The sequence below is a fragment of the Stenotrophomonas sp. YJH_SMC_122 genome (assembly GCF_059369535.1).
The window spans coordinates 71720-87865 of the sequence record NZ_JCAFST010000008.1 but is presented as its reverse complement, the minus strand read 5'-3'; the positions used below and the strand labels follow the sequence as shown (position 1 = coordinate 87865).

General features: G+C 66.7%; 16 protein-coding genes. 10 read left to right on the top strand and 6 right to left on the bottom strand.

The features are described from left to right. Positions 1 to 239: 239 nt before the first annotated feature. The 6 genes from AC5P66_RS12425 (at position 240) to AC5P66_RS12400 (ending at position 3142) form a co-directional block, all read left to right on the top strand. Positions 240 to 1280: a S41 family peptidase gene (locus AC5P66_RS12425; RefSeq protein WP_049440309.1), complete on the top strand. Its 1041-nt coding sequence runs from the start codon at positions 240 to 242 to the stop codon at positions 1278 to 1280. Then, positions 1277 to 1615, top strand: coding sequence for a hypothetical protein (locus tag AC5P66_RS12420; RefSeq protein ID WP_049414632.1), 339 nt, complete (start codon positions 1277 to 1279; stop codon positions 1613 to 1615). The genes AC5P66_RS12425 and AC5P66_RS12420 overlap by 4 nt, the downstream gene beginning before the upstream one ends. Before the next feature lie 49 nt (positions 1616 to 1664). Continuing rightward, the gene (locus tag AC5P66_RS12415) at positions 1665 to 1967 is read left to right on the top strand and encodes a type II toxin-antitoxin system HigB family toxin (RefSeq protein WP_064239187.1); all 303 of its coding nucleotides are present in this window, start codon (positions 1665 to 1667) and stop codon (positions 1965 to 1967) included. Further along, entirely contained in the window at positions 1964 to 2323 is a 360-nt protein-coding gene (locus AC5P66_RS12410; protein ID WP_049414635.1) for a helix-turn-helix domain-containing protein, read from the top strand. Before AC5P66_RS12415 ends, AC5P66_RS12410 begins: the two co-directional genes overlap by 4 nt. 84 nt (positions 2324 to 2407) lie before the next feature. Further along, positions 2408 to 2842, top strand: coding sequence for an SseB family protein (locus AC5P66_RS12405; protein ID WP_005419309.1), 435 nt, complete (start codon positions 2408 to 2410; stop codon positions 2840 to 2842). Between the two features lie 102 nt (positions 2843 to 2944). After that, positions 2945 to 3142 (top strand): hypothetical protein, encoded by a 198-nt coding sequence (locus tag AC5P66_RS12400; protein ID WP_139727662.1) that lies wholly within the window; start codon positions 2945 to 2947, stop codon positions 3140 to 3142. 43 nt (positions 3143 to 3185) lie between these two features. Here the strand turns inward: AC5P66_RS12400 and AC5P66_RS12395 are convergent, their stop codons facing one another. Then, on the bottom strand, positions 3186 to 4406 hold the full coding sequence (locus tag AC5P66_RS12395; RefSeq protein ID WP_495216389.1) for a multifunctional CCA addition/repair protein: 1221 nt from the start codon (positions 4404 to 4406) through the stop codon (positions 3186 to 3188). Positions 4407 to 4612: 206 nt separating this feature from the next. Further along, on the bottom strand, positions 4613 to 6598 hold the full coding sequence (locus AC5P66_RS12390; protein ID WP_099495793.1) for a transglycosylase SLT domain-containing protein: 1986 nt from the start codon (positions 6596 to 6598) through the stop codon (positions 4613 to 4615). 151 nt (positions 6599 to 6749) lie between these two features. Between AC5P66_RS12390 and AC5P66_RS12385 the strand changes: the two genes are divergently transcribed. The 3 genes from AC5P66_RS12385 (at position 6750) to AC5P66_RS12375 (ending at position 10755) form a co-directional block, all read left to right on the top strand. Beyond that, entirely contained in the window at positions 6750 to 7157 is a 408-nt protein-coding gene (locus AC5P66_RS12385) for an ExbD/TolR family protein (protein WP_099495794.1), read from the top strand. Positions 7158 to 7247: 90 nt separating this feature from the next. Next, positions 7248 to 7622: an ExbD/TolR family protein gene (locus AC5P66_RS12380; protein WP_111097209.1), complete on the top strand. Its 375-nt coding sequence runs from the start codon at positions 7248 to 7250 to the stop codon at positions 7620 to 7622. 322 nt (positions 7623 to 7944) lie between these two features. Next, positions 7945 to 10755 carry a TonB-dependent receptor gene (locus tag AC5P66_RS12375; RefSeq protein WP_414485923.1) on the top strand — a complete coding sequence of 937 codons (2811 nt, stop codon included), beginning with the start codon at positions 7945 to 7947 and terminating at the stop codon, positions 10753 to 10755. 132 nt (positions 10756 to 10887) lie between these two features. Here AC5P66_RS12375 and fhuE read toward each other — a convergent pair whose 3' ends face one another. From fhuE to AC5P66_RS12360, 3 genes are all read right to left on the bottom strand, one after another. Beyond that, entirely contained in the window at positions 10888 to 13047 is a 2160-nt protein-coding gene (fhuE, locus tag AC5P66_RS12370; protein ID WP_099495796.1) for a ferric-rhodotorulic acid/ferric-coprogen receptor FhuE, read from the bottom strand. Between the two features lie 185 nt (positions 13048 to 13232). Further along, the gene (locus AC5P66_RS12365; RefSeq protein ID WP_099495797.1) at positions 13233 to 13784 is read right to left on the bottom strand and encodes a M23 family metallopeptidase; all 552 of its coding nucleotides are present in this window, start codon (positions 13782 to 13784) and stop codon (positions 13233 to 13235) included. 77 nt (positions 13785 to 13861) lie between these two features. After that, complete coding sequence (locus AC5P66_RS12360) at positions 13862 to 14344, bottom strand: Lrp/AsnC family transcriptional regulator (protein ID WP_049414645.1); 483 nt, start codon at positions 14342 to 14344, stop codon at positions 13862 to 13864. A gap of 72 nt (positions 14345 to 14416) precedes the next feature. On the opposite strand from AC5P66_RS12360, the gene AC5P66_RS12355 reads away from it, so the two are divergent. Next, entirely contained in the window at positions 14417 to 15286 is an 870-nt protein-coding gene (locus AC5P66_RS12355) for an EamA family transporter (RefSeq protein WP_099495799.1), read from the top strand. Between the two features lie 110 nt (positions 15287 to 15396). Here the strand turns inward: AC5P66_RS12355 and AC5P66_RS12350 are convergent, their stop codons facing one another. Continuing rightward, positions 15397 to 16134, bottom strand: a complete 738-nt coding sequence (locus AC5P66_RS12350) for an endonuclease/exonuclease/phosphatase family protein (protein WP_181453911.1) — start codon at positions 16132 to 16134, stop codon at positions 15397 to 15399. Positions 16135 to 16146 lie beyond the last annotated feature (12 nt).

The window sequence follows — 16146 nt, the reverse complement described above, 5'->3', positions numbered from 1 at the left end:
GCCGGTGCATTGTCGCGATTGCCGTTGATGCGGCAAATCGATCGCTTCGATGTTTGATTCAGGACGCCAATCCCGGCCAGCGCAAAGTACGTTGGCGCAGCCACCTTCGCGCTTTCACTCGAGCAACGACATGAGCAAAGTTGTAAATCACGCCCCGCATGGGGAGTGCCAAAGCCGACACACAACGACGGCGGCAAGCGCGTATGCTGCGGTACCTGCTCACGACGAAGGAACGTCGAATGTCTATTGATCTCCGCGTGATGGCCACTGCACTGGGCGCCCTGTTCTGCACCACCGCACAGGCCGTGGCACCAGACGCCATCGACCTGCCGACAGCACAGGCACAGGCCCAGTTGCTGGACATGCTGGAGAAGGAATCGCTGTACCGCGACCGCGTGGACTGGCGGGCCATCCGCATGCGCCTGAAGGCGGCGCAGAACGACCCGGCTGAGGCTCGCGCGGTGCTCCGGCAGGCCATCGGCCGCAGTTCCGGCGGGCACGGGGCTTGGATCAGCGCAAAGCAGCTGCAGGCGAAGGCAGAACGCCTGGCGCGCGCCAATGGCGCAGCAACAGCGGCCCAGAAAGCAACGACGGCCCCGGCCGAAGCACTTGACCCGCGCATCGGCCGGGTGGAGATCGAGGGCTACGGTGTCATGCAGGGCCCGACGGCGCACCAGCAGATGAAGGAGCGTGCCAAGCGCTGGCAGGCGATCATCGATGATCAGGACAACGGCAGCCGCTGCGGCTGGATTGTCGATCTGCGCGGCAACACCGGTGGCAACATGTGGCCTATGCTGCTGGGCGTGGCGCCGCTGTTGCGCGTCACGCCCAGCGCCGACGAGAACGTGGGTTCCTTCGCTGCCGCAGATGGACCGTCGCTCTGGCAGCTGACCTCGTCCAGCGTGCGTCTTGGCGATCGCGTGCGGATCGATCTTGGTGGGCCCGGCTATCTGCTCAAGCATCCGGGCGCGCCCGTCGCCGTGCTGACCGGGCCGCGCACTGCCAGCTCCGGAGAGGCCACCGTACTTTCCTTCCGCGGTCGGCCGCAGACGCGCAGTTTCGGCCAGCCCACCTCGGGGCTGTCCACCGCCAACGTGATGCGGCCGCTGGCTGATGGCAGCGCGCTGCTGCTGACCACCAGCGTGATGCGGGACCGCAATGATCGTGGCGATGGCTTGAAGATCGAGCCCGACCAGCTTACTGAGGGTGATGCCGCCACCGTGGCCGCCGCCCAGGCCTGGCTGCTGGCCCAGCCCACCTGCCGGGGCAACCGGACATGATCCTGATCGGCCAACAGGAACGGGTGCTGATCGTCGGCCCCACCGAAGCGCACCACTGCCTGCGCTGCCAGACGGAAACCGAGTTCGCTCCGCAGCTGCGCTACAAGATGGCGCGCATCGACCTGCTGTTCGGGTTCACCTACCAGCGCCGCTACGAGCTGGCCTGTACCCGGTGCGAGCACGGCTGGGTGCTCGATACCGAGACCATGGACCAGCAGCTCGGTGGGGTGCCGATCCCGTGGCGGCACCGCTTCGGCCTGCCGTTGATGCTGGTGGGGGTGGCCGGGTTGGCCGCGCTGGGCTGGCTATGGCGGCACGGCTATATCGGCCGCTGATGAAGATGAAACGGTTGCTTATGTCCCATATTGGGACTAGGATGTACGGATGAAGGTGGTTGCTTTGGCGACGCTGAAACGATTCTGGGAACGTCACCCTGATTCGGAAGCAGTGCTCAGGTCCTGGTACGACGAAGTCAGGCACGCCGTATGGGACACGCCGCACGACGTACGCCAACGTTATGCAAGCGCAAGTTTCGTGGCGAACAGTCGTGTGGTGTTCAACATAAAGGGCAACAGCTACCGGCTCATCGTCGCTGTGAGTTACAGGTTTCAGGTGGTCTACATCAAGTTCATTGGCACCCACGCCGAGTACGACCGGATCGACGCCGACACTGTGGAGCTTCTATGAACATCCAGCCCATCCGTACGGAAAACGACTACGAAAATGCGCTGCGCGAGATTTCGGCCTACGTGGACAACGAGCCGGAGCCGGGCAGCGAGGAGGGCGATCGATTCGAAATTCTCGTAACGCTGGTTGAAGCCTACGAAGCGAAGCACTTCCCGATCGAACCGCCAGATCCCATCGACGCAATCCGCTTCCGCATGGAGCAGGGCGGTCTGACCGTGAAGGATCTGGTGCCGTCCATCGGCCAGCTCAACCGTGTCTATGAGGTGTTGAATCGCAAGCGCGGTCTGACTCTGGAAATGATCCGGAAGCTTCACCGCAACCTGGGCATTCCCGCGGAAAGCCTCATCGGCCGCTGAAGCCGGTGTCCCTGCCGAGGCGCTGCCGTGCCTCGTGCCCGGCCTGCTAAAGTTGCAGCCTGCAACCACGTACCGGAACCGACCATGGACCACGACACCCCGTTCGAACCCCTCAACGACCTCGAGGTGCGCCTGCTGCAGGCCCAGGACGGCACGCTGACCGCAGCGCAGTTCCTCGATGGCCTGCTGACTTCGACGGCGTTCGTGCTGCTGGACAAGGCCATTGGTGAGGATGGCGCCTGGGACGAAAGCATCTCGCCGCTGGTGCTGACCAGCGAGAGCGGCGAGCCGATGTTCGCGGTGTTCACCGCGCCGGAGCGTGCCGGCCTGTGGCACGAGCAGCTGCCGCAGTTTGCGCATGCCATGCCGATCGCGGTGCACGCGCTGCTGGCCGGTATCGGCGACGGCGTCGGCCTGGTCCTGAACCCGGGCCTGGACGTGGGCATGGAGATGATTCCCGATGCCGTGGCCCAGCTGAAGCAGCGTGCGGCGGCGATTACCCGCGGCATGGCGCACTGAATCCAGCGATTGCGTGGTTGCCGGCCAACGGCCGGCACTACCCGTGGTGCAGGACGGCTGCGATGGCTTGCAAGCGCGTCCTATTCAATGGGGAGGAGCATCGTGGGCAAGCGTTCTAACCGATCGCTGTGGGTCTATGAGATCGGCCTTCTTGTGGGTTTGACTCTGGCAGCTGCGTTCATCACCCGGTTCAATCCGGTGGAGACGCTCCGGCTGGGTGGATGGCTGTTCCTCTTGATGCAACCCATCATGTTGGGTGCTCATGCTGTCGACCACTTCTCGCGCAAGCGTCGTCGATAGACGGGTGATAGGTGCCGGCCAGCAGCCGGCACTACCAGGTGCTTCAGCGGGCGGCGGCGATGGCTTTCACCCGTGCCTTGGCCAGTGCTTCACCGATGGCCGGGCCCTTCAGATGCGTGGTATCCAGGTCCCGCGCCTGCACTGACAGCGCCGCCTGGTGCAGGCGCTTGAGCGTTTCGCCCTGCGGGTAGTCGGCGTCCTCGAAGCCGAGCCGGCCGCGCTTGTCGGCCTCGCAGCACAGTGCGATGCGGGCCACCCGTTCCGGCCGGCGCAGCGCATCACAGCGGCCCAGCAGTTCCAGCACAGTGGCATCGCGCAGTTCGTCGATGCGGTGCACGTTCAAGTGCTCGCGGCAGACTGCTTCGGCCAGCTGCTGGTGCTCGGCGGGAATCTTCAATCGTGCGCACAAGGCCTTCAACGGCTTGATGCCGCGCTGCTCGTGCATGATGTGGCGCGGCCATTCCTCCGGCGGGGTCAGGCCCTTGCCGAGATCGTGGGTGAGGGCTGCGAAGCCGACCAGGTCATCGCCGGGGGCCAGCTTCGCGGCCATGTCGCTGACCATTTCCTGGTGGATGCCGGTATCGACTTCGGGGTGGAATTCGGCACGCTGCGGCACGCCGTACAGCGCTTCCAGCTCGGGCAGGATCGGGCCCAGGGCATGCGCATCGTGCAGCGTGCGCAGGAAGGCGGAGGGCCGCTCACTGACCAGCGCCTTGCGCAGCTCCTGCCAGACGCGTTCGGGCACCAGCGCGTCCAGCTCGCCACTGTCGGCGACCTCGCGCATCAGCGCCATGGTCTCGTCGGCGACGGTGAAGCCCAGTGGCGCGAAGCGCGCCATGAAGCGCGCCGCGCGCAGCACGCGCAGCGGATCTTCCACGAACGCAGGGCCGACATGGCGCAGCACGCGTTGCTCGATATCACGCACACCGCCATAGGGATCCACCAGCGTGCCGGTATCTTCGTCACAGGCAATCGCGTTGAGGGTGAAGTCGCGGCGCTGCAGGTCTTCTTCCAGCGTCACCGCCGGATCGGCATCGACCACGAAGCCGCGGTAGCCACGGCCGGATTTGCGCTCGGTGCGCGCCAGTGCGTATTCCTCGCCGGTCTCCGGGTGCAGGAATACCGGGAAATCGCGGCCCACGGCGGTGTAGCCCTGCGCTTCCATCTGCGCGGGCGTGGCACCGACCACCACCCAGTCATGGTCGCCGGCAGGTCGCTGCAGCAGGCGGTCACGCACGGCGCCGCCGACAAGATAGATCTTCATGGCTGGGATCATCGCATGCCCGGCGCAGATGCACCGGTAGTGCCGGCCGCTGGCCGGCAACCGCAGTCACCCCGAAGCTGCCGGCCAGCGGCCGACACTACCGATACAGCGGCCAGCCTGATCCAGACCAGCAGGCTCATCGTTTCCCTCCCCAGGGCGTGGACACCGGGGAAGGCCGGCCAGCAGCCGGCAGTACCGTGTTGCGGTCAATCGCCGCCCTGCTCGGCGTCGGCCGCGCAGCTGAAGCGCTTGCGCTTGTCCACCAGGCGGCCCATCAGGCGGTCGCTCAGCGGCAGCGCATCGCCATTGAGGCGCCAGTCGTAGATCACGCTGAAGGCCAGCACGCGGGCGACGTACTCGCGGGTTTCCTTGTAGCTGATGGTCTCGATCCACAGATCCGGATCGAAGCCCGGGCGTTGGCTCTGCCAGCGTGCTGTCGGCGTCGGCCCCGCGTTGTAGGCGGCGATGGTCACGTACGGCAGGCCGTCGTACTTGTTCATCAGCTGGCGCAGGTAGGCGGTGCCGATCGCGATGTTGGTGTCCGGGTCGTACAGGCTGTCGGCGCCGCCGTAGCCGGTCAGGCCGATCGACTTGGCCACGCTGGCGCCAGTGGCCGGCAGCACCTGCATCAGGCCCATGGCGTTGGCAGGCGAGCGCGCACGCGGAGTGAAGGTACTCTCGGCGCGGATCTCCGCCGCCACCCAGGCCGGGTCGATCGCGTTGCGCGCCGATTCGCGGCGGATGGTGGCGTCGTGATGCAGCGGGAAGCGCAGGTCGTACAGGCGCTGTTCCTGCGGCTGCTTGCCGAGCGCGAACACGGCGCGGTCGAACCAGCCATTGTCCTGCGCCACGCGCACGGCGAGGCGGCGCTGGGTGTCATCGAAGCGCGACAGCGCGCTGTTCCATTCGGCCACGGCCCAACCGGCGCGGTCGATCTGGTACAGCGCCATCGCGCGCTGGATGGCCGGGTCGCGCGCGACCGCTGCCTGTGCCTGCGCGCTGTCGTTCGGCTTCCACGGGCACAGGGTGTAGCCCTGCTGCAGCTTGTCGGCGGCGAGGAAGCCGTGGAAGGTCGGCGCGCGCGCGGCTTCGCGGAACAGCGGCTGCGCCTGCTGGGCCTGGCCGGTCTTCTCCAGCATGCGGCCTTCGAAGTAGCGCCAGCGTGGGTCGCTGCGCTGCTTGCTGCCCATCTTGCGGATCGCGGCCAGCGCTGCCGGCCAGTCGCCGCGCGACATCGCTTCGCGCACGCGCCATTCGTGCAGGCGCTCGTCGTAGGCCGATTCGGGTACCGCGTTGAGGCGGCGTGCCGAATCGGGCAGGTAGGAGGCCACTGTCCACAGCGCGATCTGGTACAGCACCTGGCCCTGCTGGTCGGCACTCAGGCCGAGCGCCTGGGCGTACTGCGGCAGCTGCTGCTCGGTGGCGCCGGGATCGGCCTTGGCCAGCTTGGCCAGGCCATCGGTGGCGATGCGCCGGCTGCGCTCGTTGCGCGGCCAGTTCAACGCGCTGGCGTTGGGCTTGTCGACAAAGGCGGCGTAAGTGTTCGCCAGCGCCAGGTCGGTGGCGGGCAGGCCGCGGGCCGCGCTGCGCATCACGGCGGGCTGCTGCGCGTCGGCGGCGGCATCGATGCGTTCCCAGCGCAGGGCGTCGCTCAGGCCACCCTGTGCCTGCAGCACGGCAAAAACGGCATCACAGCCGTCCGGTAGCGACTTGCCGTTCTTGCGCCACAGGTCCTGCGCTTCACTGATCCACTGCGGATCGACCTTGCCCGTCACCTGGCGCGCGGTCAGCTGCGCACAGCGCAGTCCGGTGTTGTCAGTGGGCGCCCAGTTGGCCAGCAGGGTCGGCCAGTCCTGGCGGCGGGCGAGCGAGGGCAGCCACACGCTGCGGAACGTGTTGGCCACGGCCTGGCCGTCGTAGCGCTTGAGGAAGGCCTGGGCCTGCGCCGTGTCGACGGCGTCGATGTTGCGGCGCAGGTTGGCGTACTCCAGCCAGCCATAGGCCGGGTGACGGCTGAGCGCCGCGGCCTGGCCAGGATCGAACTGGCCGCGTTCGGCGGCTGCGATCGCGGCTTTCAGTTGCGCGTTCTGGGCGTCGAGGGACTGGGCATTGGCGCAACCGATCAGCAGCGTGGTGGCCAAGGGCAGCAGGGACAGGGCGGTCGAAGTGCGTCGGGTCATGGCGGGCAGCATAGCGGGCAATGGCTGAATTCAGTTTCGCATTGCGTGCACGCCCGGCGTCGGCAACGACAGCTGAATGACTCCGCACAGGCCCCTGCCGCAGGCGGGCGCAGGCGTCGTAACGTCGGCCCTGGGCGAACGGCCCGGCTGCAGGGAGCGGCACATGGCGTTCAGTAGCGCAGGAAGAAGCGGCCCGCTGGCGGACATCAATGTCACGCCACTGGTGGATGTGATGCTGGTGCTGTTGATCATCTTCATCGTGACCGCGCCGATCGTGGCCCGGCCGATTGCCATTCAGTTGCCACAGGCCACCGATCGCGTGGTCGATCGCCCCGAACCGCCCCCGCCGATCGAGCTGCGCCTGGATGCCTCGAACCAGCTGAGCTGGGATGGCCAGCCGATGGCCATCGGCGATCTGCAGGCGCGCCTGCAGGCGCAGGCCGGAGAACATGCCGGCAACCTGCCGGAACTGCGCATCGCCGCCGATCCGTCGGCCGAGTACGAAGGCATGGCGCGGATATTGGCTGCGGCCGAGGCCACCGGCATGGAGCGCATCGCCTTCGTGCGCTGAGTCCGGCAACGGGCGGCCTGCCATCGACAGGCCGCTCCTGCTGCGAAGGAACGTGGGATGCGATACGGGACAGAGCGCGCGACTTCACTGATGGCCACCCCCAATCTGGCACCGCTGGTGGATGTGCTGCTGGTGTTGCTGGCGCTGGTGATCACCACGCTGCCGATGGCGCAGGCAACCGGACTCCTGGCGTTCCAGCAGCGCACCGCGTACCCGCCGTGGCCGGCGTCTTCACCCCAGCCGATCAACCTGCGCATCGACGCGGCGGGCGCGATGTTCTGGAAGGGCCAGCCGCTGGACGCTTCCGCGTTGCAGCGGCACCTGGTGCAGGCGCAGCAGATGCCGCAGCAGCATCGCTCCTCGGTGCATCTGGCGACCACCGATGACACCGACTATGAAGATATGGCGCGCGTGCTGCTGGCCGTCAGCCAGCATGGGCTGCGCGTCGAAGCGCCCGGCCACTAGCGTCGGCATCGACAAGGCCCCTTGATGAGCCGTGGCGGATCTCGGCGCGCGCTGTCGCCACCGACATCACCGCGAAGGGCGGTGAACAGTACCGTCCGGTTCTAAATGGCCCTCATCTGACGCAAATGGCCGTCAATTGCGTCAAGTCCGCGTGAAAGAGTGTCGATCGTCACGCCTTGATTTTTACCGCTTGTTTACAAAGGAGACGCTGCCGCCATGCAGGGGGGAGCGCGGCAGTCCTTGTCCCGACATTCCTTTGGAGAGAGAGCGAATGAATCACCTGCACCACCGCCCGTTGGCGGTTGCCGTCGCGCTGTGCGTGATGGCCTTGGCACCCCTGGGTGCCGCTGCACAATCCACCACCAACCTCGACGCGGTGGAAGTCACCGGTACCCGCATCAAGCGCGCTGAAGTCGAGGGCCAGGTCCCGATCCAGACCCTGACCCGTGGCGACATCGAACGCACCGGCCTGACCTCGATCGGCGAAGTGCTGCAGCAGCTCACCGGTTCCGGCTCTGCGCTCAACGCCAAGTTCAACTCGTCGGGCAACTTCGGTTTCCCGCCCGATGGCAGTGGCGTGGGTGCCGGCTCGGCGCAGGTCGATCTGCGCCACCTGGGTGCCAAGCGCGTGCTGGTGCTGGTCGACGGCATCCGCTGGGTCAATGAATCGTCGGCGTCCGGTGTGGGCTCGGCCACCGACCTCAACACCATTCCGCTGGCGATCGTCGAGCGCATCGAGGTGCTGGAGGACGGTGCTTCGTCGCTGTACGGCTCCGATGCCATCGCCGGCGTGGTCAACATCATCACCCGCCGCGATTTCGATGGTGGGCAGGTGACGCTGAACTACGGCGAGTACAGCAAGGGCGACGGCACCCAGAAGGGCGTGGACCTGGCCTGGGGCAAGAGTGGCGATCGCTTCAGCCTGTTCCTGGGCGCCAGCTGGACCAAGCAGGACCCGGTATTCGCCAAGGATCGCGAGCAGTCACGCTTCCCGATTCCCGGTACCGGCCTGGCGTTCGGCAGCGGTGGTATTCCGCAGGGCCGTTTCATGTTCACCGACCCGAACACCGGTGCGGTGCAGAACATCGTGCCCAATACCGGCGTGAGCAATCCGCGGTACGACGGCAGTGCCGGCTGCAGCCGCACGGATGACTATCACTGCTTTACCACCGCCGACCGCTTCAACTTCGCCGAATACAACATGGTGCTGACGCCGTCGGAGCGCAAAGGCCTGTTCGGCCAGTTCCGCTTTGACATCACCGACAACGTGCAGTGGTACATCAAGGCGCTGGGCAACCGCCGCGAGTCGACCAACCAGGCCGGCCCCGAGCCGCTGTTCTTCGGCCCCGATGGCGCCACCGGCAATCCGTTGGCCGACAATATCGTGGTCTCGCGCCTGAACCCGTACAACCCGTTCGGCTTCGATCTCGTCTCCGGCGACAACATGAGCCTGATCGGTCGTCGCCCGGTGGAGGGCGGTGCGCGCGTGTTCAAGCAGAAAGTGGACACCACCTACTTCGCCACCGGCCTGGTCGGTGACTTCCATGCCGCCGACCGCAGCTGGTACTGGGACGTCAACGGCATGTACAGCAAGAACAAGGCCGAGCAGACCAACTACGGCAGCTATGACATCTACAAGGTGAACATGGCGCTGGGCGATCCCGCGGTGTGCGCGGCCACGCCTGGCTGCGTGCCGTTGAACATCTTCGGTGGCGCCGGTTCGATCACCCCGGACATGCTGAAGTGGATCCAGCCGGTGGTGCGCGACCGCAGCCAGAACGAACTGAGCCTGTTCACCGCCAACCTGTCCAGCGAGCTGTTCTCGCTGCCGGCCGGTCCGGTGTCCTTCGCCACCGGCTTCGAGTACCGCAAGTACAAGGGCGCCTACCAGCCCGATCCGCTGACGGTGATCGGCCACTACAACGGCGTGCCGTCGCAGCCGACCTCCGGTTCCTACGACGTCAACGAGGCCTACCTGGAGTTGAGCGTTCCGATCTTCGCCGACTCCTCGTTCGGCAAGAAGCTGGACCTGAGCCTGGCCGGCCGCTATTCGGACTACTCCACTTTCGGTGGCGAGTTCACGCCCAAGTACGGCCTGCGCTGGCAGGTGACCGATGACTTCGTGCTGCGTACCACCTACGCCGAGGGTTTCCGCGCACCGTCCATCGGCGAACTGTATGGCTCGGCCGCACGCGCGGACCTGCAGCTGTTCGATCCGTGCTCGGTGGGCCTGGGCGGTACGCCGCCGCGCGGCAGTGCCGCCAATTGTGCCGCGCTGGGCGTGCCGGCCGGCTTCCAGCAGGCCAACTCGCAGATCTCGGTGACCACCGGCGGCAATCGTGATCTGGAACCGGAGCGCTCGCGCAGCTTCAGCACCGGCTTCGTGTGGAGCCCGTGGTTCGGAAACAACGCCTCGTGGTCGGAGCGCTTCGACGTGGAAGTGACCTTCTACCGCCACGCCATCGATGGTGCGATCCAGGCCATCAACGCGCAGACCCAGCTGGACCTGTGCGTGGACACGCTCGACCCGGTGTACTGCGATGGCATCACCCGCGCCAGCACGGGTGCGGTCAGCAGCTTCAACAACCGCCTGACCAATCTGGGCTCGATCAAGACCGACGGCTGGGACGTGGACCTGTTCTGGACCTTGCCGCAGACCTCGGTCGGCCAGTTCAAGCTGGCCTGGAAGAACACGTTCGTCGGTCGTTACGAAGCCACCGGTGCGGCCGGGCAGAAGCAGCCGCAGAAGCCGGGCGTGGAAGTGGCCGACAGCTCCATTCCGGAGTGGACCAGCAACGCCAGCATCGCCTGGACGATGGACCGCTGGAGTGCGAACTGGACGGTGCGGCACATCTCCGAGCTGACCGAGAACTGCGGCGATGCCGTGGCCTTCCCGGTGTGCAGCAACCCGGCCGCCGGCACCAACACGCTCTCGGCCACCACCTTCCACGACATGCAGGTGGGCTACAAGATCGACTGGATGAAGGGGCTGCAGCTGACCGCGGGCCTGAACAATGTGTTCGACAAGGATCCGCCGATCTGCCTGTCGTGCTCGTTGAACGGGTATGACGCCTCGACCTACGACATCCCGCGTGGCCGTTACTGGTACCTGCGCGCGGACCTGCGGTTCTGATGTGAGGGTGGCAGCGCCGGCCAGTTCCGGCGCTGCCTTGCGGATGGAGCGCCGAGCCCGCGCTCGGCTGATTCTCTGAGCCGAGCATGGGCTCGGCTCTACCGTTACGGGGTGGACGTACCCCGCGTCTGATCAGAACGCCCAGGTGAACGTCAGCGAGCCATTGCGGCCATCGCCGTAGGCACCGTAGCCGTTGATCTGCGACAGGTACTTCTTGTCCAGCAGGTTGTTGAGGTTGGCCTGCACGCTGAACTCCGGCGAGATGCGGTAGCGCAGGAAGGCACTGACCAGCGCGTAGCCGCTCTGTTCGATGCGGCCGTAGGCCGGCACCGGGTAGTAGATGCGGTTCTGCCAGTTGGCGCCGCCGCCGACGGTCAGCGCCTGCAGCGACTGCGGGGTGTAGCTGGTGAACAGTTTCAGCGCGGTCTGCGGCAGGTTGGTGTTGATGTCGGCGCCGTTGATGTCCTTGGCCACATAGCGCGAAGCACCGAAGGTCGCATTCCAGCCCGGGGCCAGTTCGCCGTTCACTTCGAACTCGAAGCCACGGCTGACGGTGCCACGCGCGGCGCGGTAGGCGAACTCGTTCTGGCTGCCCTGCACCGGCTCACCGGTGGCCTGGCCGACGTTGTCCTGCTCGATGCGGAACACCGCCAGCGAGGCGTTCAGGCGGTTGTCGAACCACGCGCCCTTGACGCCCACTTCGTAGCTCTTGCCGTCGACCGGATCGAGGTAGCTGCCGTTGCGGTCCTTCAGCGTCTGCGGCTGGAAGATCTCGGTGTAGCTGGCGTAGGTCGAGTAGGTGTCGTTGATGTCGAACACCAGGCCGGCATACGGCGTGGTGACCTTGTGCGCGCGGTCGGCGCCTTCGCCTTCGCTCTTCCAGTCGGTATAGCGTGCGCCGATGATCAGCTTAAGCGGGTCGGCCAGTGACAGGCGCGCGGCCGCGTAACCAGCCTTCTGCGTGATGGTGCCCTCGCTGGCCAGGGCCAGCGGGTTCCAGTTCGGCTCACCGATCTTGCCCGTCCAGTTCAGATAGCTGGCGAACGGATCCCAGGTCTGGCCCGGGCCACCGACCTGGTAGTCGCCGTAGTTGGCGTACTCGCGCTTGTTGTAGCTGAGGCCGGCCATCAGCTGGTGCTCGCGGCCGAACAGCTGGAACGGGCCGTCAATGTAGCCATCAACGCCGGTGACCTTGCGCTCAGTGTTGTAGAAGCCCGCGGATGGCGAGATGCCCGCGCCGGTGGTCCGGTCGAAGTTCGATTCGCCCGTTGTCCAGTCGTTGTATGCCGGGTAGAACAGCTTGTCGTCGGCCTTGGTCTCGTCGTGGGTGGCGCCGACCTTGAACTTCCAGCCGTTGCTGAAGGCGTGTTGCAGGGTGGCGAAGGCCCGCTTGCTGGTGGTGTCCCAATAGGTCCACTCCGGGCTGGCGTTGAACGATTCGTCGTAGCCGGTGCGCGAGCCATCCGAATACAGCATCGGGAAACCACCCCAGGTCGCGCCATTGGCGCGCTTCTGCTGGTAGTCGTAGCCCACGCTCAGCTGCGTGTCCGGGGTCAGGTCGGCATCGATCACCGCATAGCCCAGCGTCTTGCGCTGGTTGTAGCGGTCCATCTGGCCGTCGGTGTCCAGGTAGCTGCCGATCACGCGGCCGCGCACGGTGCCGCTGGCGTTGAGTGCGCTGCCCACGTCCACCGTGGTGCGGGTGCGGCCCCAGCTGCCCACGTTCACCGACACGCTGCCGGCCAGCTCGGCGCTGTCGGCGTGCTTGCGGATCAGGTTGACCGATGCGGACGGATTGCCGGCGCCGCTGAGCAGGCCGGTGGCGCCGCGCACCACTTCCACGCGGTCGTACAGCGCCAGGTCCAGGCCGGAATCACCATAGCTCCAGTTCTGCACCATCTGCGTGGGCAGGCCATCGAACTGGTAGGCATCGATGTAGAAGCCACGCGCGTAGAACTCGGTGCGCTCGCTGTCGGACTGGGTGCTGGTCACGCCGGTAGTGTTGGCCAGCACGTCGATGATGTCGTCCAGGTTCTGATCTTCGATGCGCTGGTGGCTGATGATGCTGACCGACTGCGGGATCTCGCGCGGTGCCAGGTCGAAGCGGGTGCCGGCCGAGGTACGGCGCACCGAATAGCCTTCGGCGCGTTCGCCCTTGACCACCACTTTGTCGAGCGTGGTGGGGTCGGCGGCGGTGTCGGCGAAGGCGGCCGGGGCCACGACGCAGAGTGCAACGAGCACGGCAACGGACAGCCGCTGCGGCTGCGGGATACGGAGGGCGGAACGGTTCATGGGGGTCCTGGACGAGCACGCGCGCTCGGCCGGCATCCAGAAGGCGAGGCGCTACGGGTGGGAAACGGGCGGGCAGGCCGTCCTGGCACCACCGGAAACGAAAGGAATGGTAATACGAACTATTCCTATTTACAAATCATGAACGACGAAGGCGCTCACGCAGGGCTCGACGCAGCACATGGCGTTCAGCGCAGGAGCGGCAGCGGATCGCGCGCGCCATCGGCGCCGTAGATGCCCCAGTGCAGGTGGGGCGGCGTGCCCTTGGCATTGCCGCTGTCGCCTACATGCCCGAGCAGGTCGCCGGCCTGGACCACCTGGCCGCGCGCCAGGCCCTCGGCCCAGTCGTCCAGATGGGCGTAGTAGTAACGTTCGCGCCCGGGCCCGATCACCCACACCTGGCGGCCGCCGAGGCCGCGCTCGCTGACGTCCGCGATGACGCCGGCAGTGACGCTGCGCACCGCGGTGCCGCGCTTGGCGAAGATGTCGATGCCGGCGTGGGAGCGGTCACGGCCACGTGGTGCGCCGAAGGTGTCGGCGATCTGGCGTGGCCGCACGCCGTCCACCGGCACCGCCAGTTGCGTGGCCGGCGGCATCCGCGAGAGTGTCCACAGCAGTTTCGGTGCAGCGGCCCATGGGCTGTTCCACAGCGTCATCGCGGCAATGATCGCGATGGCCAGCCACAGGCCGCGCAGCAGCCAGCGGCGCAGGCGACGGGCGGGGGAAGGCGATGTGTTCATGGTCTCCGACTGTAGCGCCGAGCCATGCTCGGCGGCTGTTGCTTTGCGGTCAAGGCGCAGTCGAGCATGGCTCAGCGCTACAGAACCGGAGCCAGCGGCACTTCGAAACTGCGCTTCAACGTTCCCAGTGCCACCGAGGTGCGGAAGCGCTCGATGTTGTCATCGCCACCGAACAGGCGCTCGGTGATCGCTTCGTACTCCTCCATCGACGCGGCCGAAAGCAACAGCAGGAAATCGCCATCGCCGGTGATCGAGTAGCACTGCTGCACCGCCGGGTCGTCCTGCACGCGGCGCTTGAACGGCGCCACGCGTTCACGCAGCTCGCTGACCACGCGCACCTCGACGATGATGGTGAGGGGCCGCCCGACCTTTGCTGCGGCAACCACCGCCACATTGGCCGCGATCACGCCGCTGTCCTGCAGGCGCTTGATGCGGCGTTGCACGGCCGGGGTGGACAGGTGCACGGCCTCGGCGATCTCGCGCTGCGGCAGGGTGTTGTCCCGCTGCAGCAGGTCGAGGATGGCGCGGTCGAAGCTGTCGAGCACGGGGGCGGTGGCCATGGCGAGCAGAAGTTGCACGAACAGGCTGTCAATTGAGCCAAGTGCTCGGCGCCGGCGCAATAGACTTTGCCCATGCAGACCTCACGACTTGCGCCGATGTTGCCGGCGCTGGCGGTGCTCGGCTCGGTCACCTCGCTGGCCATCGGCACCTCCTACGCCAAACACCTGTTCCCGCTGATCGGCGCCCAGGGCACCAGTGCGCTGCGCGTGGGCTTCTCGGCGCTGTTGCTGCTGCTGTTCTGGCGGCCGTGGCGCTGGAAGACCCGCCGCGTGGATGCGATCACCATCCTGCGCTACGGGCTCACCCTGGGCCTGATGAACCTGCTGTTCTACATGGCCCTGCGTACGATTCCCTTCGGCATCGCGGTGGCCATCGAGTTCACCGGGCCGCTGACGGTGGCGATGCTGTCCTCACGACGCCCGATCGATTTCCTCTGGGTGGGCTGCGCGGCGGTGGGGCTGTTGCTGCTGCTGCCGATCGGCGGTGGACCGGCGCTGGATCCGGCCGGCGTGCTGTATGCCATGGGCGCAGCGGCGTGCTGGGGCCTGTACATCGTGTTCGGCAAGCGTGCCGGCCACCTGCACGCCGGGCATTCGGTGTCGCTGGGGCTGCTGGCGGCTTCGCTGGTGGTGGTGCCGGTGGGCGTGGTGCATGCCGGTGCCGCGCTGCTCGATCCGGAGATCCTGGCAGCCGGCCTGCTGATTGCACTGGTGTCCAGTGCGATTCCGATGTCGCTGGAGATGATGGCGCTCAAGCGCCTGCCGAAGGAGACCTTCGGCATCCTGATCAGCATGGAACCGGCGGTGGCCGCGCTGTGGGCGATGCTGCTGCTGCACGAACACCTGCACGGGCTGCAGTGGCTGGCGATCGGCTGCACGGTGCTGGCCTCGGTGGGCAGCACGATGACGGCGCGGGGGTTGAAGGCGTCGGCCACCGCCTGAAAAAAGGGGACGGAGGGGATTAAGTCGTTCATGCCCTGATTTAGGGGGCGCCAGGCGGCGGCCGGCGCGAAGCGTGCGGACCAACGGTCCGCACCTACCAGGGGGGCGGTTCAGCGCAGGGCGTCGGCCGGGACGTCGATCTGCATTGCCAGTGCGAGATGATCGGAGAACGCGGCCGGTATGGCTTCCACGGTACGGGTCTGCAGGCCACTGCTGACCAGGATGTGGTCGATGGCGCGGTCCGGGCGCCAGCTTGGGAAGGTCGGCACGATGCAACCGGGCGGCTGCAGCCGGGTCTTCTGGTACAGCACCTGCATTTCCGGGCGTTCTGCCAGGCAGTTGAAGTCGCCCATCAGCACCGCGTTGGGGTGGTCGGACAGCAGCTCGGCGATGAAGCCCAGCTGCGACATCCGCGAGCCTGCGCCCAATGACAGATGGGCGACCGCTACCGCCAAGCCGTCGGCACCGTCGCCGAACTTGGCCAGCAGCACGCCGCGCCCGCCGATGCGGCCGGGCAGGGCGTGATCCTGCACTTCAACCGGTTCCAGCCTGCTCAGCAGGCCGTTGGCGCTGGAGGCGACCCCACCCATGCGCCGGTTCGGCTGGTGGCTCCAGTAATTGAAGCCGGCGCGCTGGGCCAAATAGTGGGTCTGGTTGGTGAAGCCCGAGCGCAGGCTGCCCGGGTCGGCCTCCTGCAGGCCGACGATGTCATGGTCGCGCGCCAGGGTGGCGATCGCGTCCAGGCTGCTGCGCTTGCGACCCGCCGGCAGCGCATGTGACCAGCTGCGGGTCACATAGTCGCTGTAACGGCGGGTACTTGAGCCGGCCTGGATGTTGGCCGTCAGCAAGCGCAGGGTCCG